Consider the following 22,372-nt stretch of genomic DNA (forward strand, 5'->3'; position numbering starts at 1 on the left):
ACCGGTGGTTGTTTGGGTCGTGGCTTCCCCCGCCGTTGCACGCAAAGCCGCCGCTCACCCTCACCTTCGGGGCTAAGAACCCTCTTCAGGGAGGGCGGGGCCCGGCCGATCCGCCGGCCGGGCCCCGCACACCCATCTCATACGTACGGGAGCCACCTCATGTACCGACGCTCCGCAGCGGCCGCCGTCCTGCTCGCCGCCGCCCTGACGCTGACGGCCTGCAGTTCGGGCGGCGACGGCAAGGCCGAAGCCTCGGCCGCCTCGCCCAAGCCGCCGGCCGCCTCGTCGGCCCCCGACCCGGCCGACGCCACGGACGCCCCGGCGCCGGCCTCGCCGGACGCGAAGCCGACGGGTCCCGTCCTGCCGGACGCGAAGCTCGTCCCGAAGACGGGCAGCTTCACCGCGCCGCAGAAGCAGTACCTGAGCGGCAGGGTCCCGGAGAAGATGGACCCGGCCGCCGTCCTGCAGAGCGGCCAGGAGGCCTGCCAGCGGGTGGAGCGCACGGCGAAGCGGGACAAGGACGCGGCGGTCGGCGCCCTCGTCGCCGGGGAGATCCCGGGCGCGAAGGACGCGATCACCTTCCTCTGCCCGGAGCAGAAGCCGGTCCTCGACGCGTCGGCGAAGGGCTTCCCGGACGGTACGAAGGAATCCCCGGCGGCGGGCAGCTACCGCGCGCTGACCCAGAGCACGACGTGCACCTGGGAGGCCAAGGGCAAGGACGGCGCCGCCCTCGCCTCGGGCCCGGAGACCCCGCTGAAGCCGGGCGACAAGATCACCGCCAAGATCCCGGCCGGCACGGCCCAGTTCGTCTCGAACGGCTGCTACGCCTGGATTCCGGCGTAAGCCCGAGCCGACCGCAAACGCCCCCGCCGTCCGAACCCCCGGGCCGCGGGGGCGGCCCCTCTTCCCGACGCGCCCCTCGCGCGGCTCGGCCCTGGAGGGCCTCCCCGGCTTCGACGCGCTGCGCCGGACTCCGTCCGGCGGTGGCCCGCGCGGCCCGGGCGTCACGCCCCCGCCGCCCGAACCTCCGCGCCGCGGAGGCGTTTTCGTTCCCGCATCGGGGGCATCCGAGCCTCCACAGGGCGGGGCTGCACCCCGTCCACGATGCTGGAGGCGAATTCCATGAGGGGCATCAGCGGTTGCATAGGCCTGATCGTGGTGGGGGCCATCCTCACCTTCGCGAGCGACTGGCAGCTGCAGAGCGTCAACCTCGACCTGGTCGGGGTCATCATGATGGTCGCGGGCGCCATCGGCCTCGCGGTCTACGCGAGCGTCCTCAAGCGCCGCCGCGTCGGCGCCCTCCCGGTGGTCGACGAAACCCGCCGCGGCCTCTGAACCGGGGCGCGGAGCCGGCCGGCGGCAGTGCGGAACGGACCGCTGAACAGCACCTTCGGTGAAACCGACTCGACCCGTACGGGCCGCGAAGGCACCATGGGCCGATGACGCCGACCGAAGCAGCAGCGATCGCCCTACAGGACCATGTCGCCCTCTGGAGCGTCGGCGAAGTCAGCGGGAGCGATGTCGTCGGCGCCGCCTGCGACGCGCTGGTCGCCGGACTCGACACCCCCGGCCTCCGAGTCCTCGCCGCCTGCACGCGCGCCGAGGCGGACTACGACGTCCACGACCTGCTCCCCGCGGCACTCCACGAGCTCGGCCTCACCTTCTACCCGCTCGACGGCGAGGCCGGCCGTGAAGCCGCGGTCCCGGCGCTCGCACGCCGCATGCTCGCCGGCGAGTTCACACCGTCGGAGTTCACGCTCCGAATCCACCGCCGCTACGGCCACGCGCTCCCCCTGACCGAGCGGCTCGCCCAGCTCGACGACGAGTACGAGACCCTCGAGTACGGCGACAGGACCACGGACGAAGTCGATGCCGAGGTCATGGCCGTGGCTCGAAATCTCGCAGCCCGTCCGTAGAGCTCTGAGGCATGATGGCGGCCGTGAACACCGAGATGCTGATAGCCGTCTGGCAGCGGATCCTCGTCAACCCTCGCGCATCGTGGGTGCTGTTCGAGCAGGGCACGTGTGTCGTGCTGACCGCTCCGGACGGAGAGCTTGCCGAACAGGCCACGGACATCCTGAAGGGGTTCGGCCCGGTGCATGCCGGATCCTCGGCAGGAGACTTCGGGGTGATCGATCTGAAGGACACCGAGGGGTGGGTCGTCACCGGCCACCACAACGACGTCCTCACCTACGTCGGCCCCGATGAGGTGGGAGACCCGTCGGAGCTCGCCGTCGGCCTGTGCGGGCGCGCCAAGCGCCATCAGGACGGCACCGATCTTCGCGTCGTCCACGTCGAGGACAAGCGGGACCCGGCCGCCCGGGCCTGAGGGCCCAGCGACCCGACGCCCTGTTGGTGCGCGCGGGCCGGCCTCCTCAGTGGGAGATGTCCTCGTAGACCCGTAGCAGCGTGTCCAGGACCGTGTCCATCGAGAAGGCGGACGAGGCCAGTTCGCGGGCGGACTTCGAGGTCGTGGTGTTCTCGGCCGGGTCCAGGAGGGACAGGATCGCTTCCGCGACGCCCGCCGGGCCCGGGTCTACCGCGCGGCCCGCGCCCGCGCGGGCGATGTCGCGGGCCAGGCCGTTGGAGTGGGTCACCACCGAGGGGACGCCCACCGACAGGGCCTCCAGGACCGACATCGGGAACGGCTCCTCCACCGAGGGGAGTACGTAGACGTGGGCGCGGCGCAGCTCCGTCAGGACCTCGGTGCCGGACAGCGCGCCCGGGACCGTGAAGCGGGAGGAGAGGCCCAGCTCCGTGATCCGGGCGCGCACCGCCGCGAGTTCGCCCTCGTCCGGGCCGGCCACCACGAACTCCGCGTCCGGGTGCACCGCCAGGACGGCCGGGGCGGCGTCCACGAAGTCCACCGGGCGTTTGCGGGCCTGCAGTCGGGCCGAGTAGAGGATCCGCGGGGGTCCGGACGGGGCGGGGCGCTCCTCTTGGGCCGGGGTGCCGTTGACCAGCCGGACGGCGTTCGGGAGGGGGGCCCCGGCCACCGTGTCGAGGCCTTCGCGCTCGTGCGGGGTGAGGTACAGGAGCGCGTCGGCGCGGCGCAGCAGGCGGCGTACCGCCACCGCGTCCAGCACCTTGGCCAGTAGCTTCCCGCTCGGGTCGACCATGCCGTGGGTCTGCAGGACCAGCGGTGTGCCGGCCCGCAGCGCCGCCAGGGCGACGGGCAGGGTGACCAGGTCCCGCGCCAGGTGGACGTGGACCACGTCGGCGCCCCGCACCAGGCGGCCCGCGGAGGCGAGCAGGGCAGGCGAGGTCATCCCGCTGAAGCCGAGGGGGAGCAGGCGCCGGGCGGGGAAGAGCTTCGCCGGGACCCCTTCCACCGAGGTGGGCCAGGGCTCCGGGAAGCCTTCGCCCAGCGCCAGCAGGTTCGCCTCGTGACCGCGGGCCCGCAGCCCCTTGGCCAGGTTCAGCGCGACCCGTACGGGCCCGCCGAAGGCGTGCGTGGGGGAGTGCAGGGTGACGGCGTGCAGGACTCTGAAAGGGGCGTTCATTTCGGCTCCTCGACCGGGCGGCGGTGCCCGTCCTGGGTCTGCAGGGTCAGCGCGGGGAGGTCCTTGTGGACCACGGACCCGGCGCCGGCGACCGCGCACCGGCCGATGGTCACCCCGGCCAGCACGGTGGCCCGTACCGCCACCCACGCGCCGTCCTCGACGGTGACCGGCGCGTTGCGGTAGCGGAAGTCGGCGGCCCGGTGGTCGTGCGAGCCGGTGCACAGCAGTGCCTCCTGCGAGACGCAGGCGTGCGCACCGATCGTGACGGGCTCCAGGTTGAGTATCCAGGCGCCCTCGCCGATCCACGCGTGGTCGCCCACGGTCAGCTTCCAGGGCCACAGCACCCGGACCCGGTGGCGGATCAGCACCCCTTCGCCGATCTGCGCCCCGAAGGCGCGCAGCAGCGCGACCCGCAGCCGCGCGGGGCACAGCCAGCTCATGAAGAGCGTGTTCATCACGGCGAACCAGAGCGCCTGCGTCAGCCGCCCGCGCCCCTTGTCGTATCCGGCCAGCGTGAATGCAGGAAGATCACGCACAGGCACCCCCTCGCACTGCGGCCCCCGACGGCGCCTTCGAAGGCGCCTCCCCGGGCGCCGATCGCTCAGACTAGACTGCGCCCGGATCAGGCACAGGGGGTGGGGGCAAGCGTGGCGATCGACATACGCGGGACCGCCGCCAGGCCGGCGCCGCCACTGCCGGGCGAAGAGAAGACCTGGGGCCGGGTCACCACGCCGCGGACCCTGCTCTCGCGGGCGCTCTCCGTGCCGCTGGCCCTCGGGTTCACCGTCTTCCTGCCCCTCTTCGTCGCCGTGCAGCCCGGCGCCGGCCAGCACGATGCCGCCTTCTGGCTCCAGCTCCTGCTCACCATGTACGCGGGCGCCCGACTCTCGGCGATGGTCCTGACCAGCCGCCGCAAGCTGCTCCAGGGCTCCTTCTGGCTCTTCGTCTACATGGCCATGGGCGTGGCCCCCCTCGCGCAGGCCGTGCTCGGCCAGGTCCCGACCCCCGTCGTCGGTCCGCGCTCCGACCTCACCGCCGCCATCGGCCTGGTGCTGCTCGGCTGCGCCGCCTTCGACGTGGGCGTGCTGCTGGCCCGGCACCGGCCGGCCGGCCGCGCGGGCGGTTCGCTGAAGGAGCCGCGCCCGGTCATGGCGCACCGCAGGCGCCTCTACGTGCTGACCGGCGTGGCGTTCCTGGGCGGGGCGGCCCTGATCGTGAAGCTCGGCGGTCCGGCGGTGTTCTTCTCCAGCCGCCAGGAGATCATCGCGGGCATCGAGGAGGCGGGCGTCTCCCAGGACGGCCAGGCCGGGCAGGCCCTGCTGCGCGGATTCGGCACGGTCCCCGCGCTGTTGGCCCTGCTGCTGTACACGCGCTGGCTGATCACCTCGAAGTTCGCCCGCCGCAAGGTGTCGATCATCGTCACCTGGTCGGCGCTCATGGTCCTCAACCTGATCGTCAACAACCCGATCTCCAACCCGCGCTACTGGTTCCTCACGGTCATGTTCGCGATGCTCTTCACCGTTTTCCCGGTGAGCGCCGCGATGTACCGGGTGGCGCTGTCCATGGCCGTGGTGATCGCCCTGCTGGTCTTCCCGTTCGCGGACCGCTTCCGCTACGACGAGAAGAACTACAAGCCGGTCGAGACGACCTCGTTCCTGGAGCCCATGGCGCTCAAGGACTACGACCAGATCGGCATGTTCGCGAACACCATCACCTTCGCCGAATCCGGTCCCGGCCATTCCTACGGGCGCCAGCTCGCGGGATCGGTCTTCTTCGCGGTGCCGCGCTCGGTGTGGCCGGGCAAGGCGCGCGACACCGGCGTGATGGTCGGCCAGTGGATGGGCACGGTCAACACCAACCTCTCCTCGCCGATCTGGGCCGAGCTGTGGATCGACTTCGGACCGCTGGGCATGGGGGCGGGGCTCCTGGGGATGGGGTACGCCTCCGCCCGCGTCGACCGGCGTTACGCGAAGCGCGCCCGGCGCAGCTCGCCGCCCGGCAGTCTGATCTCCACGGTGGTCCCGCTGGTCGCGGGGTACTCCTTCATCCTGCTGCGCGGGCCGCTGCTCCAGGCCTCGGGCCGGATCGCCATCGCGGGGATGTGCCTGGCGCTCGTGGCCACGTACCGGCAGGACAAGGCCACCGCCCTGCGCTGATGTGCGGGCGAACGTGAGGGTGCGCCATCGCTCCATAAGTGCATCCACTCAACTTGTGCACCGAATACGCACCGCCGGTACAGTGGTGTCATGACCGAGACCGTGGGGCGCCGTGAGCGCAAGAAGGCCCAGACCCGCAAGGCCCTGGCCGATGCCGCGCTGAGCCTGTTCCTGGAGCACGGGTACGACAAGGTCGGCGTCCGTGACGTGGCGGAGGCGGCCGACGTCTCGGTGACCACGCTGTTCAAGCACTTCCCGAGCAAGGAAGCCCTGGTCTTCGACGAGGACGAGGACATCGAGGCCGCGCTCGTCTCGGCGGTACGGGACCGCGCGCCCGGGCAGTCGGTCCTGCACTCCCTGCGCGAGCACTTCGTGGAGACCCGGTCGAGCCGGCGGATCGACGACCCGGCGGTGATCGCGCACATCGGCCTGGTCCGGGAGACGCCGGAGCTGCAGGAATACTGGGACCGGATGTGGCGGCGCCACGAGTTCGCGCTCGCCGCCGCCATCGCGGAGGCGGCCGGCGCTCCCGAAGGCGACCTCAGGTCCGCCGCGCTGGCCCGCTTCGTGATGGACACCGCGAGCCTCATTCGCGGTCAGGAGGACCAGCGCCAGGCCATGCGGGAACTGTTCGCCCTGATCGAAGCGGGCTTCGGCGACACCCCGGCCTGACCCGGGGAGCAGGCAGGCCTCAGGCCTCAGGCTTCAAGCCGCCCGGACCTGGTCCGAGGGGCCCGCGGCGGCCGGTTCGGGTTCCGGTGCGGAGGCCGGCAGTCGGGCCACGCGCAGCCAGCCCGCCGCGGCCTTCGAGGCGGAGCCGAGGGCGAGGCCCCAGGCGGCCCCGGCCACGCCCCAGACGGCGTACCCGCCCAGCAGCAGCCCGACCGACAGCAGCGAGAAGACCACCTGGAGCGAGAGGGTGGCCTTCGGGTTCAGCACCCGCAGGGTCAGCAGCGCACAGGTGCCGAGCCCCATGACGGCGTACTGGGCGCCGGTCGCGGGCAGCAGCGCGGCCGCCGCCTGCCAGGTGTCGCCGAGCAGTTCGCGGCCGGCCCGCTCCGGCAGCGCGTAGAGCACGGCTCCCCACGCGGCGCCGGTCACCGCGAGCGCGCCGCCCATCAGGGCGGTCAGCCGGACCACGCCCCGCTTCCCCGACGCCCGGCCGACGACCGGCGGGCCGAAGGAGCTCGCGGAGTTGAACAGCACGTTCAGCGGCCCGAAGAGGGTGGTGGCGCCGCGCAGCGCGCCCACGGCCAGCGGGGTCGCGAAGACGCCGAGCCCCAGGACGGCGAGCTGGCTGGAGCCGTTGCCCACGGCGAACTCGACCACGAACCGCTGCCCCAGGTACCCGCGCCGCAGGTACGGGCGCAGGTCAATGGCGCCGCCTGCGGCGCCCCGCAGCGAGGGCCGCAGCAGCCACAGGCCGAGCGCGAGCGCGGGCAGCGCGGAGAGGCCCCACACCAGCACCAGCCGCCAGGCCGGGGCGCCTTCGGGCTGGAGCAGCAGCGCCGTCACCACGCAGGCGAGGCGCAGCGCATCGGCGGCCAGCGCCCGCTCGGGCGCCCGCAGGGCGGAGAAGCAGTAGCGCAGCCCGTCCTGAAGCAGCACGAGGGGCAGTACGAGTCCCAGCGCGAGGAACGCCGCCCCGGTCGGCCGCATGTCCCCGGGCAACAGCAGCCCCAGGAGGGCCAGTACGGCTCCCGCCGCGACCGAGGCGGCGCCGGTGAAGGCGAGGCCCGAGCGGCAGGCCGTGGCGAGACGGGCAGAGCCCGGGTCGTCCTTCTCCAGCACCAGGGTCTGGCCGACGTAGGCCATGTTCAGGCCGAGCAGCACGGTGAAGGTCACGTAGACCATCGTGAAGTCGGCGAAGCCGGCCGCCGAGGAGAGCCGGGCGGCCAGCACCAGGACCAGGATGTTCGTGGCGCTGGACGCGGCCTGGTCCAGTACCGAGGCGACCGCCGCGAGGCCGCGCCGGCTCACCGCCGGCCCGTACGGACCGTACGCAGGGCGACCGTGTCGGTGCCGTCGCCCGGGATGTGCTGGGCGGCGTCGGCGGCAGCCACCTCGTACGGGATCGGCTGCGGTTCCCGCGAACCGGGCGAGGGCGCGGGTGGCGCGGGCCGGGGCTCCTCGGCGGCGGGGCCGCCGCCCTTGGGGGCCCGGCCGAGGCCGCGCTTCTTCTCGCCCGGCAGCGGCGCGTGCAGTACGGCGCCCAGCACCGTGCCGCCGGCCCCGCTGATCAGCTCGCGGATGCGGGAGAGGTCGGTGCGGCGCACCGCGCCGGGGTTGCAGACCACCAGGACGCCGTCGACGCGGTCGACGAGTGCGAGGGCGTCGGCGTACGAGAGCACGGGCGGGGCGAGCACCACGACGGTGGAGTTGGGGGAGTCGGCCTCGGAGATCAGCCGGGAGGCCCGCTGCGAGGTCAGTGCGCGGGGCACGTTGCGGACCCGCTCGCCCGGGATCAGGTCGAAGGTGCCCGATTCCCCGGCATCCACGAGGAGCTGGCGGCCGTCGGGCCACTCGGTGTCCCCGTGCTGCGCGCCGGCGCCGCCCTGCGACTGGCTCCAGCGCGGCCGGCCCGCGGCGTCGGTGGGCAGTTGGCTGGCCAGCACCGGGGTGCGCAGGTCGGCCTCGATGAGGAGCACGTCCTTGCCGGTCTCCGCGAAGGAGGCGGCCAGGTTCACCGCCACGGCGGCGGCGATCTCGCTGCTGCCGCGCGGGGCGACCACGAGGAGGCGGCGCCGGTCGGCGAAGCGGGCGTCATAGGCGAGCCGGAAGGCCACCGAGCGGAACTCCTCGGCCAGCCGGGGGTCTTCCTCGCCCGCCGCGAGCAGCGGCCCGCCGTCGGCCTTGCCGCGCGGCAGGGAACCCAGTACGGGCGCGCGCAGGGCCCGGGCGACGTCGCCCTCGGAGCGCGGAGCCGGGTCGAAGACGAGGCGCACCCAGGCGCCGAGCAGGCCCAGGGCGAGGCCCACGGCCGCGCCGAGCGCGAGCGACATGGGCAGTCCGGGGCCGTCGGCCCCGTGCGGCGGGACGGCGGAGCTGGTGACCCGGCCCGGGGTCATGTCCAGGGCCTGGAGCTTGGCGATGTTGCCGTTGAGGGTGTTGATCTTGCTCTGCTGGTCGGTCTTGGCGGAGTACGCGGCGTCCCGCGCGGGACCGGCCGGCATGCCGGTGATCTGCTTGGACAGGTCTTCGAGCTGCTTGGCCACCGGATCGCGCTGCTCCTGGTAGCCCTTGACCATCTTGTCGCGGGTGACGTCGAGGGCCTCCTGCCGCTTGAGCAGGTAGGCCTCGGTCATCGCGTTGGCGCGCTTGGCGGCCTCGGCGGGGGAGGAGGCGGTGTAGGTGAAGCGCAGCACCATCGTCTGCGGGGGGTTGGTCACCTGCAGACCGGCGCGCAGGGCCGAGAAGTCGGTGGGCGAGACCCCGAGCTTCTTCGCGGCCTCGTTGGCTATGGAGCTGGAGAGCGCGACCTGCCGCTCGGAGCCGATGTTGATCGCCTTGTCGGGGGCGAGGCTCGGGTTGAAGGGGTCGTCGGTGGGTGCGCGCAGCACGATGTCGGCGGTGGCCACGTAGGTGTCCGCCGTGGAGACGCCGAGGTAGACCCCGCCGAGCAGGCCGATGCCCACGCCCGCGCCGATGAGCCGGCGGTAGCGCAGGAGCTGGCGGAACTGGTCCCGGAGCAGGTCCGGTTCGTCCTCGGCCGGAGCCGCGGCCGGGCGGTTGGTCTCGATCACGGCCGGGGACCCCCAAGTGCTTCGTCCATCAGTGCGTCGATGCGGGCGAGGCCCGCCTCACGGCTCAGGTGCGCCGCCACGTGGCGCGGACCTGCCGCCCCCAGCGCGTCCGCGCCCGCGGGGTCCTCGGCCAGCGCCCGTACGGCCTTCAGCAGGGCCTCCGGGTTCTCCGGCGGTACGAGCACCCCGGCGCCCGAGCGTTCCACTTCCTGGGCGGTCCCGCCCAGCGCCGCGACGGAGGCGACGACGGGACGGCCGGCCTGGAAGTACGAGGTCAGCTTGGACGGCACGCTCATGTCCATCACGGCGGCGTGCTGCGTGACCGCGAGCACGTCCGCCGCGGCGAGGATATCCGGGAACTCGCCGTCGGCGGCAGGGGGGATGATGTCGAGATTGGGAACATCGGCCGCCAGGTCGGCGAGGGCGGAGCGCTGGCTTCCGTCGCCCATCAGCACGAAACGGACGCTCGGGTCCAGCCGGGCGGCGCCGACGAGGACCTCCAGCCCCTGCTTGAGCCCCATGTTCCCGGAGTGCAGGACGACGGTCTGGTCGGGAGCCCACCCGAGGTGGTGGCGGGTCCGTCCGCGCGGCTTGGTGGGCAGCGCCACGTGGGACCAGTTGGGGACGAGCCGGATCCGCTCGGGGTCCACGCCCATGCCGACGACCCGGTCGACGAAGGTCTCGTGGATCACACCGACCAGGGAGGCCCGCTTCAGGGCGTGGGCCTCGGCCCGCCCGGCGAACGCGGCCGCCTTGTCCCCGCCGCTGATCCCGCTCTGCGCGGCGGCGGCGCCCATCAGGTCCTGGACGACCGGGACGAAGGGGACCTTCCAGCGTGCCGCGAGACGGGCGGCCACCAGGCCGCCGGCCAGGCTCGGCATCTGGGCGAGGACCGCGTCCGGCTTCGCCATCCGCGGCGGGGCCACGGAGCCGTGCAGCAGAATCGATCCTTCGAAAAGGGCCCGACGGAGGGCGGTTTGGCGCGGGGGAACGGTGTGCGCGCGCCGGTGCACGGTGACACCCGCGCGCTGTTCCGTGCGCCGTAGCGCTCCCTTGTACTCCGGCTCGACGGACCAGGCCGGGTAGTGGGGCATGCCCGCCAGGACATGGGTCTCGTGACCGATATCCGCCCAGTGCTCCGCGATCTGGGTGGCGTACGGGCCGATGCCCGTGTGCTCGGGGGCGTAATTCGTGGAAACCAGCAGTAGGCGTCGCTGACCGGATTTCGACACTGGACGTCCCCCTCTCACCAGGATGATGCGCACGTCACCCTATTCGTTCACCGGCAACACGGGGAACGTGCACGCTATTGTCTGCTAATCCGCCACACCGGGGTGTGCGGCTTCTGGGGGATAACACGTGACGGAGCAGGACATGTCGGAATTTGCCGAGCCTGGACGTAGGCCGCACCGCATCGGCTATGCACCGGGTGCCTACGATCTGTTCCATATCGGACACCTCAACATCCTTCGCCACGCACGGAGTCAGTGCGACTACCTGGTGGCCGGTGTCGTGTCCGACGAGATGGCGGAACTCGCCAAGGGGCGGCGCCCGGTGATCCCGCTCGTCGAGCGGCTGGAGATCGTGCGCAGCGTGCAGTACGTGGACGCCGCTGTCGTCGAGACCGTTCCGGACAAGGTCGAAACGTGGAAGCAGGTCCGGTTCGACGTCATATTCAAGGGCGACGACTGGCGCGGCACCCCCAAGGGCGACCAGCTGGAAAGGGACTTCGCCGTGCACGGGGTCGAGGTCGTCTACTTCCCGTACACGGTCCACACCTCGAGCACCCAGCTGCGCCGGGCTCTGGACGTGCTGTCGGAACCGCTCGCCACGGAACAGCGGGGCTGAGCGGCGCGACGGCAGGGCCGGGCGGTCGGCCGGGCGGCCGACCCGGCCGCGGCCCGGCGGCGGGCGCCGACCCCGGTCACTTCGGTACGGCGCTGAGTTCCCGGTACCACTTCGCGAGGAACGCCACCAGGAACAGCGCGGCCATCACACCCGCCCCGGCGTAGGCCCAGCGGAACACGCCGCTGCCGCCGAGGAGCAGGAACACCACGCAGAACACCCCGTAGTCCACGGGTAGCAGCGCCACCGCGCGCAGGGTCGACGGCGCGGGGGCCGCGCTCCCCGGCGCCGGCTTCGGCTTGAGCTTCTCCGTCAGCAGCCCCCCGAAGAAGGTCACGACCGCGGCGAGCTGGAAGCCCAGGGGCACCAGCAGCCAGCCGGCCGAGGCGGCTCCGTCCGACCCGCCGGCGATCCCGTAGGACTCGGGGAAGCGGTAGAAGGCGATCAGCACGCAGGTGTGCAGCGCGGTGAGCTTCGCGCAGTCCACGACGTGGTCCAGCCACTCGCCCGACGCGCTGCCGCCCCCGCGGAGCCGGGCGAGCTGCCCGTCGGCGGAGTCGAAGGCGAACCCGACGGCGAGCAGGGCCCACACCGCGATCCCCAGCCCCCACGAGGGCGAGACCAGGGCGACGGCGGCCGCGCCCGCGAAGCTCAGGGCGGCGCTGATCAGCGTCACCTGGTTCGGGGTGAGCCCGAGCGCGTACGACCCGGCGGCCAGGTACCGTCCGACGGGCCGGTTGACGAACCGGGAGTAGAGCGACACCCCCTTGGCCGACTTCTGCGCCCCGCGCAGCTCCCGCAACGCGGTCCCGACACTCGCCATCGACACAACCCCTCGAACATCCGTATATGCGTGCGTGCGTACGAAGGCCACATCATCGCAGGGTGTCCCGAGGGCTCCCGACCGGCTCAGGGCGTGTCTTTCGGATCAGGCCGGGCCCACCACCTTCAGCAGCAGTACCGCACGGGCCGGGACGGTCACCCTCTCGCCCCCGCGGTGCACGGTGGCGGGCGCCGCCGCCTGGTCCTCCCGGGAGGTGTCCAGGACCAGTTCGTACGCGCGTCCCCACGGCGCCCCCGGCAGCATCCACGCCACCGGCCGGTCCCCGGCGTGCAGCAGCGCCAGGAAGCTGTCGTCCGTGACCTGCCGCCCGCGCTCGTCACGGCCCGGGATGTCCTGCCCCGACAGGTACAGGCCCACCGACCCGGCCGGGGCGTACCAGTCCCGTTCGGTCATCTCCATCCCCGCCGGGGTGAACCAGGCCAGGTCCCGCAGCCCGTCCGCCCCCTGCGAGCGTCCCGAGAAGAACGCCCGCCGCCGCAGCACCGGATGGGCCCGGCGCAACGCCAGCAGCCGCCGGGCCAGCGCCAGCAGCGCCTGCCAGGACGGGTCCTCCAGCAGCGACCAGTCCACCCAGCTCGTCTCGTTGTCCTGGCAGTACGCGTTGTTGTTGCCGCCCTGCGTCCGGCCGAACTCGTCGCCCGCCACCAGCATGGGCACTCCGGTCGACAGCAGCAGCGTGGTCAGCAGGTTGCGCAGCTGCCGCCGGCGCAGCGCCGCGATCCGCGGATCCGTGCCCTCCTCGGGCTCGCCCTCGACCCCGCAGTTCCAGGACCGGTTGTCATTGGTCCCGTCCCGTCCCGCCTCGCCGTTCTCCTCGTTGTGCTTGGACTCGTACGACACCAGGTCGCGCAGGGTGAAACCGTCGTGCGCGGTGATGAAGTTGACCGAGGCGTACGGCCGCCGCCCGCCCCAGGCGTACAGGTCGCTCGATCCCGACAGCCGGTACCCGAGGTCCCGTACGTCGGGCAGGGCGCCGCGCCAGAAGTCCCGCACGGCGTCCCGGTACCGGTCGTTCCACTCCGTCCACAGCGGCGGGAACGCCCCCACCTGGTACCCGCCCGAGCCCACGTCCCACGGCTCGGCGATCAGCTTCACCCGCCGCAGCACCGGATCCTGGGCGATCACCGCGAGGAACGGCGAGAGCATGTCCACGTCGTGCATCGAGCGGGCCAGCGCCGCCGCCAGGTCGAAACGGAAGCCGTCCACCCCCATCTCCGTCACCCAGTACCGCAGCGAGTCGGTGATCAGGCGCAGCACGTGCGGCCGCCCGGCGTGCAGGGTGTTGCCGCAGCCGGTGTAGTCCGCGTACCGGCGCTGGTCCGACTGGAGCCGGTAGTACGCCCGGTTGTCGATCCCGCGCAGCGACAGCGTCGGGCCCAGCTCGCCGGCCTCCGCCGTGTGGTTGTAGACCACGTCGAGGATGACCTCGATCCCCGCGGCGTGCAGCGCCTTGACCATCCGCTTGAACTCGCCGACCTGCTGGCCGGCCGTACCGCTCGAGGAGTACGCCGCGTGCGGGGCGAAGTAGCCGACCGAGTTGTAGCCCCAGTAGTTGCGCAGGCCCCGGCGCAGCAGGTGGTCCTCGTGGGCGAACTGATGGACCGGCAGCAGTTCCACCGCCGTCACCCCGAGCCCGGTCAGGTGCTCGATCGCCGCCGGGTGGGCGAGGCCCGCGTACGTGCCCCGCAGGTGCTCGGGGATGCCGGGATGGCGCATCGTGAAGCCGCGCACGTGCAGTTCGTAGATGACCGAATCGGCCCACGGGGTCTTCGGTCGGACGTCGTCCGCCCAGTCGTCGTCATCGTGGACCACGACCCCCTTCGGGACGTGCGGCGCCGAGTCGCGGTCGTCGCGCACGGTGTCCGCGATGTACTGCTGCGGCCAGTCGCGGACGTGCCCGTACACCTCCGGCGGCAGCAGGAAGTCCCCGTCCACGGCCCGCGCGTACGGGTCCAGGAGCAGTTTCGCCGGATTGTGGCGGGCCCCCGTCCACGGGTCCCAGCGCCCGTGCACCCGGAATCCGTACCGCTGCCCGGGGCGCACCCCCGGCAGGAAGCCGTGCCAGATCTCGTGGGTCAGCTCCGTCAGCGCGCAGCGGCTCTCGGACCCGTCCTCCGCGAAGAGGCAGACCTCCACCGCCTCCGCGCCCTGGGCCCACAGCGCGAAGTTGGTCCCCACCGTGCCGCCCGGCCCCTGGTGGAACCGGGCCCCCAGCGGATGCGAGGAGCCGGGCCACACGGGCGGTCCGGGGAGGGTCCGCTCCCGTACCGCCGCCACATGGGCTCTGACCTTGCCGTTCGACGCCCCGTTCAACGCCCCGTTCCCGTTTCCGGTCCCGTCGCCGTTCCCGTTTCCGGTTCCGTTGGGGTGTCCCGTTCCGTCGGGGTGTCCGGTCACGTCGGGGTGGCCCGTCCCGTTCGGATGTCCGGTCCCCGCGACGGCTTCCACCGCCTCTTGCTCGGCTGCGCTCGACACTGCCCGCCTCCACGGCTCTCGGTACCTGCGGGGGTGGGGGAACTGCGGCCCCGGCGTCCCTGCCGAGGCCCGCCCCCGTCTGGTCCTTCCCACTGTTCTGCCCGGACTGTCCTGCCTGGAACGTGGGCCGCGCCCACGTTTCCCCCGGAGGGGCCCGGTCGTTGGAGGAACGTGACTCTTCTGACGAGGCGGGCAGGGGCGGGCTTGGCCGCCGTGGCGGTATGGGCGGGCCTCCTCGGAGGCCTGGCCGGATGCACCGAGAACGGCGGCTCCCCGATCGAGATCCAGCTGCCCGGCAAACCCCGGTCACCGGACGAGGCGATCAGGATCACCCCCGACGACAACGCCAAGGGGGTGCCGGCCGAGGGGCCGCTGAGGATCACCGTGCCCGAGGGCCGCCTGGAGCGGGTCGTGGTCACCAAGGTGGAGGACGCCCAGCAGGAGACGGTCCCCGGCGCCATCGCCGTCGACGGGCTCAGCTGGAGCCCCGACCCGGCGTCGGGCCGGCTCGCGCTCGCGGCCAAGTACACCGTCGACGCGGTCGCGCTCGACGGGCACAACCGCCGCCAGGCCCGGCACACCACCTTCACCACCTACGTTCCCGAGGAGCGGTTCATCGGCTACTTCAAGCCCGAGAACCGCTCGACCGTCGGCACCGGCATGATCATCTCCTTCGGGTTCAGCAGGTCCATCGAACGCCGCGCCGACGTGGAGCGGGCCATCACGATCACTTCCGACCCGGCCGTGGAGGTGGTGGGCCACTGGTTCGGCGACGAGCGCCTCGACTTCCGGCCCAAGACCTACTGGAAGCCCGGCACCGAGGTCACGGTGAAGATCGGCCTGCGGGACGTCGAGGGCGCCCCCGGCTCCTACGGGATCCAGGACAAGACCCTGCGCTTCACCGTCGGCCGCTCCCAGATCTCCACCGTCGACGCGGCCGCGCACACCATGGAGGTCCGGCGCGACGGCGAGCTGCTGTCCACCGTGCCGATCACCGCGGGGGCGCCGAAGAACATGACCTACAACGGGAAGATGGTGGTGATGGAGCTCTTCGACGTCACCCGGATGAACGGGCAGACCGTCGGCTTCGGCGGCGAGTACGACATCCCCGACGTCCCGCACGCCATCCGCCTCACCCGCTCCGGGACCTTCCTGCACGGCAACTACTGGGCGAGCCCGGACACCTTCGGCTCCACCAACGTCAGCCACGGCTGCATCGGACTGCGCGACAACAAGGGCGGCGGCTCGGACACCCCGGCCGGCTGGTTCTTCGACCGGACCCTGGTCGGCGACGTGGTGGAGGTCGTGAACTCGCAGGACAAGACGGTCGCCCCGGACAACGGGCTGGGCGGCTGGAACATGTCCTGGCCCACCTGGGTCGCCGGCTCCGCCCTCGGCTGACCAGCCGTCACCGGCCCTTCCCCTCACCTGCCGTTCCCTGCACCCGACACCCCAGTCGAGTGATTGTCGTACCGGAATGCCGTAGCGGGGGAGTGTCGGTCCGCCCGGCTCGCCGGAGCCCGCCGCCAGCCTGTACGGGCCTGCACGCACGCGGCGGCGGGCAACGGACGGAGCGTCATGTCAGCAAGGAAGTGGACCCTCGGGCCCCTGGGGCTCGCCCTCGGGGCCGTACTGGCCGCAGGCGCCCCGGCGGCCCTCGCGGCGCCGGCCGCGCCGGGCCCCGGCGGACAGCAGCCGGCGCCGGCCGGGCATGCCGCCGCCCTGCGGGCCCCGCTGCCGGGCGGGCTCGGTCCCTGCCTGGGAGCCCGGTGCCCCGACCCGTTCCCGCCGATCGAGGTCGACACCGAACCCAACGGCTACGACGAGGGCATCAACATCTTCGTCGGAGCCGACTTCCTCGTCCGCGAGCGCGCCGCCGAGGCCGAGGGCAAGGTCGTCGTCCTCGGCAGCTTCGACCAGAACAAGAACCTGGCGGCCACCGGCGGCGGGTACAACATCGGCATCGTCGGGGCGGGCTCGCTCGTGCGGCCCCCGGCCGGTTCGGACTTCCTCACCACCGGCCGCAACGTCACCATCGCCGCCCGGCAGCAGCTGATCTCGGACGGCGGCGTCGTCCGCCACGCGGGCACCGCCCCCGGGCCCGGCACCGTCACCGGCCCGCTGGTGGCCGACCCCGCCGCGATCACCCCGTACGCCGGCCTGCGCGACCAGCTCACCTCGGCCAGCCGCTGCTACGCCCGGGTCGACGGCAGCCCGCGCCCGGCCACGGGCACCGCCGTCATCCAGGACGGCGCCGCCGTCTTCACCGGGGACAACGCCTCCCCCCTCCAGGTCTTCAACGTGAACTTCGACCTGGCGGGCCCGACCGGCGGTGCCATCGGCATCCGCTTCGAGCGGATCCCGGCCGACGCCACCGTCCTGGTCAACGTCCTGGGCGCCAGTCGTACGTTCAGCACCTACGGCGGAAGCATCAACGACGTCGGGCCCGGCGCCGACCCCTGGAACGGCTACCGCACCCGGCTGCTGTGGAACTTCCCCGACGCCACCACCGTCCAGCTGGTCGGCACCGGGCAGTTCCAGGGCAGCGTGCTCGTCGGCGAGCAGGCCTCGCGCACCACCGTCACCCTGCCCGGGACCAACGGCCGCTTCTTCACCACCGGCGAGCTCGTCCACACCAGCACCGCGGGCGGCGGCCAGGAGTTCCACGCGTACCCCTTCGACGGCGACCTGCCGGACTGCGGGAACCAGCCCCCGGGCCCGGTCACGGGCAACGTCTCCGTCACCAAGCAGGACGACGCGGACAACCCGCTGGCCGGGGCCACGTACGAGTTGTGGCATGAGACCAACGGCACCCCGGGAGCCCAGTTCACGAGCCCCGGCGGGGACACCAAGGTCGACGACTGCGTGACGCCGGCGAGCGGCATCTGCTCCCGCACCGTCCCCCTCGGCACGTACTACTGGCGCGAGACGCAGGCTCCGGACGGCTACCGGCTCGCGGAGAACCCCGTCGTCGAACTGACGCTGACGGAGCGGAACGCCGCCGCCGGCGCGAGCGCGAGCATGAGCAACGCGAAGCTTCCCGGCAGTGCCCAGGTGGTGCTGCGCAAGTCCGACGCGGACGGCGGGGCGCTGCTGTCCGGCGCCCGCTTCGAGCTGTGGCGCGAGGCCAACGACCGTACGGGCCTGCAGACCGACGGAACGCGCCCCGACGAGCAGCTCGCCGGGTCCTGCACCACCGACGCGCAGGGAAGCTGCACGGTCCAGCTCCCGGTCGGCGAGCGGTACTACTGGCGGGAGACGCAGGCACCGGCCGGCTACGACCTGCCGGCGGACCCGGTCACGCCGTTCGACCTCGACGCGGGCCACGCGACGACGGGCCTCGTCGTCGGCGTCACGGACGAGCGGACCGAGGACCCCGGCTACGAGGGGTCGATCGAGGTCCTGAAGAAGGACGCGAAGACGAAGCGCCCGCTGCGCGGGGCGGTCTTCGAGGTGTGGAAGGAGACCAACAGCACCAGCGGCCTCCAGACGCGCGGCATCAACCCCGACCGCAAGGTGACGGCGGGCTGCGCGACCGACCGGGCCGGGGAGTGCGCGTTCCCGGGCCTGGAGGAGGGCTGGTACTACGTGGTCGAAACGGCCGTACCGGAGGGCTACGCCCTCCCGCGCAACCGGGTCACGGGTCCGCTCCACCTGGACGAGAACACCCCGGACCACCGCCTGGTGGTCACCCTGGAGAACAAGCGCGCCGACCACGGCAAGGGCGGCAAGGGCAAGGACAAGGACAAGGGCGGCAAGGGCAAGGATTCGAAGCGGCCGCGCGCATAGGCCGCCCGGGTGGGCCGGTGACCCTGCCGGCCCACCCGGCGCGCCGGGGTCGGGCGGATCCGGTTGGCTCGGAGCCGACGGCCCGGCCGGCGGGCGCGAGGAGGCCCGTATGACCACAGGGGACGTGGCAGGCGCGATCGGTGCGATCGGCAGGGCGGCCGCAACGGCCGCGATCCTCGCGGCGGCCGCCCTCGCCCCGCCGCCCGCAGCAATGGCGGCCCCGTCCCCGGCCCCGTCGTCCCCGGCCCCGTCGTCCCCGGACGCAGCCCAGGCCGCAGCCCCGTCTCCGGCCCCGTCCCCGGCCGCGGAAACCTGCACCGCCGGGACCGGGCCCTACCAGCGCGAGCTGGAAGGCCACGTGGGCCGCAAGGCCGACGGGACGCAGGACGCCGGGGACTGCGAGGCGATCCGCACCTTCCAGCGGGCCAACGGGATCCGGCCCGCCAACGGCTACGCCGGGCTGGTCACCTTCCGGACCATGGTCGCGGTCGCCGCCCGTAAGAACCCCAACGTCGCCGGCGACTGCCCGGTCCGTTCGCACCGGGTGACCTGCGTGGACCTGGAGCGCCAGATCCTGTGGGTGCAGCGCGGCCGCACGGTGGTCTTCCCGCCCGTGCCCGTCCGCACCGGACGCGACGACGAGGAGACCCGTCCCGGCTGGCACGAGATCTACTGGCGCAGCGAGGACCACGTGTCCACGCTCTACGCCGACTCCCCGATGCCCTACGCCCAGTTCTTCGACGAGGGCCAGGCCCTGCACGGCCGCCCCGGCAACCTGTACGCCCACGGCGGCTCGGCCGGCTGCGTCAACCTCACCGTTCCCGCCGCGCGGCGCCTGTGGGACCTGCTCACCGAGGGCGACGCCGTCTACGTCTGGGGCACCAAGCCCGGCACGGAGGGCTGACTCCCGGCGCGGAGGGCCGACTCCCCGCGCGCGGGCCACTCTTGGGACGGAACGGTGACACGACCGTACTGTCTCGTGATCCCCCATGTGATTTCCTGGCGATAAGCGCGCGACTGTCCGCGCGCGGGGGACATGGGGAGAACGAGAGTGAACCTGCAGCCGATACGCGGCCGCGCCCGCACAGGCCTGCCGGCCCTCCTGCTGGGCGCGGCCCTGCTGTTCACCAGCGCGTGCAGCGGTGGGGGCAACGGGGGCGGCGCCGGCGGGAGCGGTGGCGGAGACGGGGGTACCGGCACGACCGGTACCGAGGCGTCGAAGGCCGTCGTGAGCGTCAAGCCGGACGACGGGGCCAAGGAGGTCGCGACCAGCGGCATCCTCAAGATAACCAGCACCGGCGGCAAGCTCACCACGGTGACGGTCGCCGACACGAAGGGCAACGCGGTGGAGGGCAAGCTCGCCGAGGACGGCGCGAGCTGGGAGCCCGCCCGCAACCTCGCCTCCGCCACCGAGTACAAGGTGCACGCGGTGGCCAAGGACGAGGCCGGCCGCGAGTCCGCGAAGGACACCACCTTCACCACCCTCACGCCCGCCAACACCTTCATCGGCCAGTACACGCCCGAAGACGGGTCGACGGTCGGCGTGGGCATGCCGGTCTCGATCAACTTCTCCCGCGGCATCACCAACCCCGAGGCCGTCGAGAAGGCCATCACGGTGACCGCCGAGCCGGCCGTCCCGGTCGAGGGCCACTGGTTCGGCAACGACCGCCTGGACTTCCGCCCCGAGAAGTACTGGGCCGCGGGCACCACGGTCACCCTGAAGCTCGCGCTCGACGGAGTCGAAGGCCGCCCGGGGGTCTACGGCAAGCAGACCCGTACGGTCACCTTCAAGGTCGGTCGCTCCCAGGTCACCACGGTCGACGCCGCCGAGCACCAGATGAGCGTGGTCCGCGACGGCGCGGAGATCAAGAACATCCCGATCACCGCCGGTGCCCCCGCGAACACCACGTACAACGGGCAGATGGTCATCAGCGAGAAGTACAAGGTGACCCGGATGAACGGCGCCACCGTCGGCTTCGGCGGGGAGTACGACATCTCCGACGTCCCGCACGCGATGCGGCTGACCACCTCCGGCACCTTCGTCCACGGCAACTACTGGGCCTCCTCGGGCACGTTCGGCTCCGAGAACGTCAGTCACGGCTGCGTGGGCCTCAAGGACGTCCGCGGCGCCGGTGACGGCAGCCAGCCCGCCGCCTGGTTCTTCAACGAGTCGCTGATCGGCGACGTGGTCATCGTGAAGAACTCCAAGGACAAGATCGTCGCCCCCGACAACGGCCTCAACGGCTGGAACATGGACTGGGCGGAGTGGATCAAGTAACCCCGGTCGGTACGTAGTCGGGTGGCCCGGTGCTGTGACCCACAGCACCGGGCCACCTTGCGTTAACCGGCGCTAACCTTCCCGTATGACCATCTCTCTCGAAGTCTCCGAAGGCGTCGGCGTCATCCGGCTGGACCGGCCGCCCATGAACGCCCTGGACATCGCCACCCAGGACCGGCTGCGCGAGCTCGCCGTCGAGGCGACCGACCGGGCCGACGTCCGTACGGTCGTCATCTACGGCGGCGAGAAGGTGTTCGCGGCCGGCGCGGACATCAAGGAGATGCAGACGATGGACCACGCGGCCATGGTCGCCCGGTCCCGCGGACTGCAGGACGCCTTCACCGCCGTGGCCCGGATCCCCAAGCCCGTGGTCGCGGCCGTCACCGGTTACGCCCTGGGCGGCGGCTGCGAGCTGGCCCTGTGCGCGGACTACCGGATCGCCGCCGACAACGCGAAACTCGGCCAGCCCGAGATCCTGCTCGGGCTGATCCCCGGCGCGGGCGGCACCCAGCGGCTGTCCCGGCTGATCGGCCCCTCCAAGGCCAAGGACCTCATCTTCACCGGCCGCATGGTCAAGGCCGACGAGGCGCTGACCCTCGGCCTCGTGGACCGCATCGTCCCGGCCGCCGAGGTCTACGAGCAGGCGTACGCGTGGGCCGCGAAGCTGGCGCAGGGCCCGGCCCTCGCGCTGCGCGCCGCCAAGGAGTGCGTGGACGCGGGGCTGGAGACCGACATCGACACCGGGCTGACCATCGAACGGGGCTGGTTCGCGGGCCTGTTCGCCACCGAGGACCGCGAGCGCGGGATGCGCAGCTTCGTCGAGGAGGGGCCGGGCAAGGCGAAGTTCTCGTAGCTCTCGTCAGACTCGTAGATCATCCCTGTGGGTGGATTAGCAGGGCCTTAAGGCAGCCTTAAGGCGAATCATTGATCCACTCTGGGTGACCATCGTTGCGCGGTGCGTCACCGCAGGTCAAGGGTGTACGGCGGCCTCCGGGTTGCCGCTTGCATATGCCAGTACGGCCCCTCGGAGTCCACGATCCCGGGGGGTCTTTTCCTGCGGAACGGCCCGAACGGCCGTACCGGCCCTCCATGATGGGTGCATGGCGGGTCTGGAGGGTGTGGAACAGCCGCGGCAGCGCAGTAGCGCTTCCGCCGTACGGCTCACTGCGGCCATGGAGGACGAACTGGGCCTCAAAGCGCTGGAGTTGTACGGAAACCCGGCCGAGGCGGAAGTGACGCTGCCCTCGATGCCCGAGTCGGCCGGCACGGCCCGCCGGCTCACGCAGTGCGTGGTCGTACGCCTGTGGGGGCTCTCGCCGCAGATCGCCGAGCACACGGTCCTGCTGGTCTCGGAGCTCGTGGGCAACGCCGTCCGGCACACGGGGGCCCGCTCCTTCGGTTTACGGATGCTCAGGCGGCGCGGCTGGATCCGCGTGGAGGTGCGCGATCCCTCGCGCGGACTGCCCTGCCTGATGCCGGTGCACGAGATGGACACCACCGGCCGGGGGCTCTTCCTCGTGGACAAGCTCTCGGACCGCTGGGGCGCGGACCTGCTGCCGCGCGGAAAGATCACCTGGTTCGAGATGCGGGTGGCCGACCGCTGAGCGGACCGACCCCCGGAACGCCAGAAACCCCCTGTCGCCGTTGTGGGGCGCTGCGGGGGTTTCATGGGTGTGCCGAGGATCGAAGGGGGTGTGATCCTCGGCAGGGACTTCGCTCGGGTCAACGGGAAGCCGTGG

Annotated in this window: 20 protein-coding genes; 13 read left to right on the forward strand and 7 right to left on the reverse strand. The window is 72.4% G+C overall.

Translation table 11 applies throughout. The features are described 5' to 3' along the window. The first annotated feature begins 159 nt into the window (after nt 1-159). From ACFVX6_RS22430 to ACFVX6_RS22445, 4 genes are all read left to right on the forward strand, one after another. A complete protein-coding gene (locus ACFVX6_RS22430; protein ID WP_389694051.1) occupies nt 160-843 on the forward strand; it encodes a hypothetical protein in 684 nt (227 codons plus the stop codon). A gap of 279 nt (nt 844-1,122) precedes the next feature. Then, on the forward strand, nt 1,123-1,335 hold the full coding sequence (locus tag ACFVX6_RS22435; protein ID WP_250744801.1) for a hypothetical protein: 213 nt from the start codon (nt 1,123-1,125) through the stop codon (nt 1,333-1,335). 104 nt (nt 1,336-1,439) lie between these two features. Continuing rightward, entirely contained in the window at nt 1,440-1,916 is a 477-nt protein-coding gene (locus tag ACFVX6_RS22440; protein WP_389694053.1) for a hypothetical protein, read from the forward strand. Nucleotides 1,917-1,930: 14 nt separating this feature from the next. Further along, a complete protein-coding gene (locus tag ACFVX6_RS22445) occupies nt 1,931-2,329 on the forward strand; it encodes a hypothetical protein (RefSeq protein ID WP_389694157.1) in 399 nt (132 codons plus the stop codon). Between the two features lie 46 nt (nt 2,330-2,375). On the opposite strand, the gene ACFVX6_RS22450 is transcribed toward ACFVX6_RS22445, so the two are convergent. Together ACFVX6_RS22450 and ACFVX6_RS22455 are read right to left on the reverse strand one after the other, a co-directional pair. Continuing rightward, nucleotides 2,376-3,503 (reverse strand): glycosyltransferase, encoded by a 1,128-nt coding sequence (locus ACFVX6_RS22450; RefSeq protein WP_389694055.1) that lies wholly within the window; start codon nt 3,501-3,503, stop codon nt 2,376-2,378. Continuing rightward, complete coding sequence (locus ACFVX6_RS22455; RefSeq protein ID WP_389694057.1) at nt 3,500-4,039, reverse strand: WcaF family extracellular polysaccharide biosynthesis acetyltransferase; 540 nt, start codon at nt 4,037-4,039, stop codon at nt 3,500-3,502. The genes ACFVX6_RS22450 and ACFVX6_RS22455 overlap by 4 nt, the downstream gene beginning before the upstream one ends. Nucleotides 4,040-4,150: 111 nt before the next feature. Between ACFVX6_RS22455 and ACFVX6_RS22460 the strand changes: the two genes are divergently transcribed. Together ACFVX6_RS22460 and ACFVX6_RS22465 are read left to right on the forward strand one after the other, a co-directional pair. Then, on the forward strand, nt 4,151-5,659 hold the full coding sequence (locus tag ACFVX6_RS22460) for a hypothetical protein (protein WP_389694059.1): 1,509 nt from the start codon (nt 4,151-4,153) through the stop codon (nt 5,657-5,659). A 90-nt stretch (nt 5,660-5,749) separates the two neighbouring features. Beyond that, the gene (locus ACFVX6_RS22465) at nt 5,750-6,331 is read left to right on the forward strand and encodes a TetR/AcrR family transcriptional regulator (RefSeq protein WP_389694061.1); all 582 of its coding nucleotides are present in this window, start codon (nt 5,750-5,752) and stop codon (nt 6,329-6,331) included. A 33-nt stretch (nt 6,332-6,364) separates the two neighbouring features. On the opposite strand, the gene ACFVX6_RS22470 is transcribed toward ACFVX6_RS22465, so the two are convergent. From ACFVX6_RS22470 to ACFVX6_RS22480, 3 genes are read right to left on the reverse strand one after another with little or no spacing between them, the layout of a single operon-like run. Next, entirely contained in the window at nt 6,365-7,639 is a 1,275-nt protein-coding gene (locus ACFVX6_RS22470) for a hypothetical protein (RefSeq protein WP_389694063.1), read from the reverse strand. Then, a complete protein-coding gene (locus tag ACFVX6_RS22475; RefSeq protein ID WP_389694065.1) occupies nt 7,636-9,402 on the reverse strand; it encodes a lipopolysaccharide biosynthesis protein in 1,767 nt (588 codons plus the stop codon). Before ACFVX6_RS22475 ends, ACFVX6_RS22470 begins: the two co-directional genes overlap by 4 nt. Further along, a complete protein-coding gene (locus ACFVX6_RS22480) occupies nt 9,399-10,604 on the reverse strand; it encodes a glycosyltransferase (protein ID WP_389694159.1) in 1,206 nt (401 codons plus the stop codon). Before ACFVX6_RS22480 ends, ACFVX6_RS22475 begins: the two co-directional genes overlap by 4 nt. A 172-nt stretch (nt 10,605-10,776) precedes the next feature. Between ACFVX6_RS22480 and ACFVX6_RS22485 the strand changes: the two genes are divergently transcribed. Then, nucleotides 10,777-11,250, forward strand: coding sequence for an adenylyltransferase/cytidyltransferase family protein (locus ACFVX6_RS22485; protein ID WP_389694067.1), 474 nt, complete (start codon nt 10,777-10,779; stop codon nt 11,248-11,250). Nucleotides 11,251-11,326: 76 nt separating this feature from the next. Here the strand turns inward: ACFVX6_RS22485 and ACFVX6_RS22490 are convergent, their stop codons facing one another. Continuing rightward, nucleotides 11,327-12,070 (reverse strand): CDP-alcohol phosphatidyltransferase family protein, encoded by a 744-nt coding sequence (locus tag ACFVX6_RS22490; RefSeq protein WP_389694069.1) that lies wholly within the window; start codon nt 12,068-12,070, stop codon nt 11,327-11,329. Nucleotides 12,071-12,175: 105 nt separating this feature from the next. Continuing rightward, a complete protein-coding gene (glgX, locus tag ACFVX6_RS22495) occupies nt 12,176-14,368 on the reverse strand; it encodes a glycogen debranching protein GlgX (RefSeq protein ID WP_389694161.1) in 2,193 nt (730 codons plus the stop codon). Nucleotides 14,369-14,770: 402 nt separating this feature from the next. On the opposite strand from glgX, the gene ACFVX6_RS22500 reads away from it, so the two are divergent. The 6 genes from ACFVX6_RS22500 (at nt 14,771) to ACFVX6_RS22525 (ending at nt 22,237) form a co-directional block, all read left to right on the forward strand. Next, nucleotides 14,771-15,967 carry an Ig-like domain-containing protein gene (locus ACFVX6_RS22500; protein WP_389694071.1) on the forward strand — a complete coding sequence of 399 codons (1,197 nt, stop codon included), beginning with the start codon at nt 14,771-14,773 and terminating at the stop codon, nt 15,965-15,967. A gap of 177 nt (nt 15,968-16,144) precedes the next feature. Next, entirely contained in the window at nt 16,145-18,355 is a 2,211-nt protein-coding gene (locus ACFVX6_RS22505; RefSeq protein ID WP_389694073.1) for a choice-of-anchor A family protein, read from the forward strand. A gap of 109 nt (nt 18,356-18,464) precedes the next feature. Further along, complete coding sequence (locus tag ACFVX6_RS22510) at nt 18,465-19,259, forward strand: L,D-transpeptidase family protein (RefSeq protein WP_389694075.1); 795 nt, start codon at nt 18,465-18,467, stop codon at nt 19,257-19,259. A 132-nt stretch (nt 19,260-19,391) separates the two neighbouring features. After that, nucleotides 19,392-20,633, forward strand: coding sequence for an Ig-like domain-containing protein (locus ACFVX6_RS22515; RefSeq protein ID WP_389694077.1), 1,242 nt, complete (start codon nt 19,392-19,394; stop codon nt 20,631-20,633). 85 nt (nt 20,634-20,718) lie between these two features. Further along, on the forward strand, nt 20,719-21,486 hold the full coding sequence (locus ACFVX6_RS22520) for an enoyl-CoA hydratase/isomerase family protein (protein WP_389694079.1): 768 nt from the start codon (nt 20,719-20,721) through the stop codon (nt 21,484-21,486). A 247-nt stretch (nt 21,487-21,733) separates the two neighbouring features. Continuing rightward, the gene (locus ACFVX6_RS22525; protein ID WP_389694081.1) at nt 21,734-22,237 is read left to right on the forward strand and encodes an ATP-binding protein; all 504 of its coding nucleotides are present in this window, start codon (nt 21,734-21,736) and stop codon (nt 22,235-22,237) included. The last annotated feature ends 135 nt before the right edge of the window (nt 22,238-22,372 follow it).

Source organism: Streptomyces sp. NPDC058289 (genome assembly GCF_042880975.1).
Taxonomy (GTDB): domain Bacteria; phylum Actinomycetota; class Actinomycetes; order Streptomycetales; family Streptomycetaceae; genus Streptomyces; species Streptomyces stoeckheimensis.

What these genes read in the sequence shown, in the direction of transcription:
- ACFVX6_RS22430 (WP_389694051.1), top strand. Translation starts at nt 160, where the DNA reads ATGTACCGACGCTCCGCAGCGGCCGCCGTCCTGCTCGCCGCCGCCCTG.
- ACFVX6_RS22435 (WP_250744801.1), top strand. Translation starts at nt 1,123, where the DNA reads ATGAGGGGCATCAGCGGTTGCATAGGCCTGATCGTGGTGGGGGCCATC.
- ACFVX6_RS22440 (WP_389694053.1), top strand. Translation starts at nt 1,440, where the DNA reads ATGACGCCGACCGAAGCAGCAGCGATCGCCCTACAGGACCATGTCGCC.
- ACFVX6_RS22445 (WP_389694157.1), top strand. Translation starts at nt 1,931, where the DNA reads ATGGCGGCCGTGAACACCGAGATGCTGATAGCCGTCTGGCAGCGGATC.
- ACFVX6_RS22450 (WP_389694055.1), bottom strand. Translation starts at nt 3,503, where the DNA reads ATGAACGCCCCTTTCAGAGTCCTGCACGCCGTCACCCTGCACTCCCCC.
- ACFVX6_RS22465 (WP_389694061.1), top strand. Translation starts at nt 5,750, where the DNA reads ATGACCGAGACCGTGGGGCGCCGTGAGCGCAAGAAGGCCCAGACCCGC.
- ACFVX6_RS22485 (WP_389694067.1), top strand. Translation starts at nt 10,777, where the DNA reads ATGTCGGAATTTGCCGAGCCTGGACGTAGGCCGCACCGCATCGGCTAT.
- ACFVX6_RS22490 (WP_389694069.1), bottom strand. Translation starts at nt 12,070, where the DNA reads ATGGCGAGTGTCGGGACCGCGTTGCGGGAGCTGCGCGGGGCGCAGAAG.
- ACFVX6_RS22505 (WP_389694073.1), top strand. Translation starts at nt 16,145, where the DNA reads ATGTCAGCAAGGAAGTGGACCCTCGGGCCCCTGGGGCTCGCCCTCGGG.
- ACFVX6_RS22510 (WP_389694075.1), top strand. Translation starts at nt 18,465, where the DNA reads ATGACCACAGGGGACGTGGCAGGCGCGATCGGTGCGATCGGCAGGGCG.
- ACFVX6_RS22515 (WP_389694077.1), top strand. Translation starts at nt 19,392, where the DNA reads ATGGGGAGAACGAGAGTGAACCTGCAGCCGATACGCGGCCGCGCCCGC.
- ACFVX6_RS22520 (WP_389694079.1), top strand. Translation starts at nt 20,719, where the DNA reads ATGACCATCTCTCTCGAAGTCTCCGAAGGCGTCGGCGTCATCCGGCTG.
- ACFVX6_RS22525 (WP_389694081.1), top strand. Translation starts at nt 21,734, where the DNA reads ATGGCGGGTCTGGAGGGTGTGGAACAGCCGCGGCAGCGCAGTAGCGCT.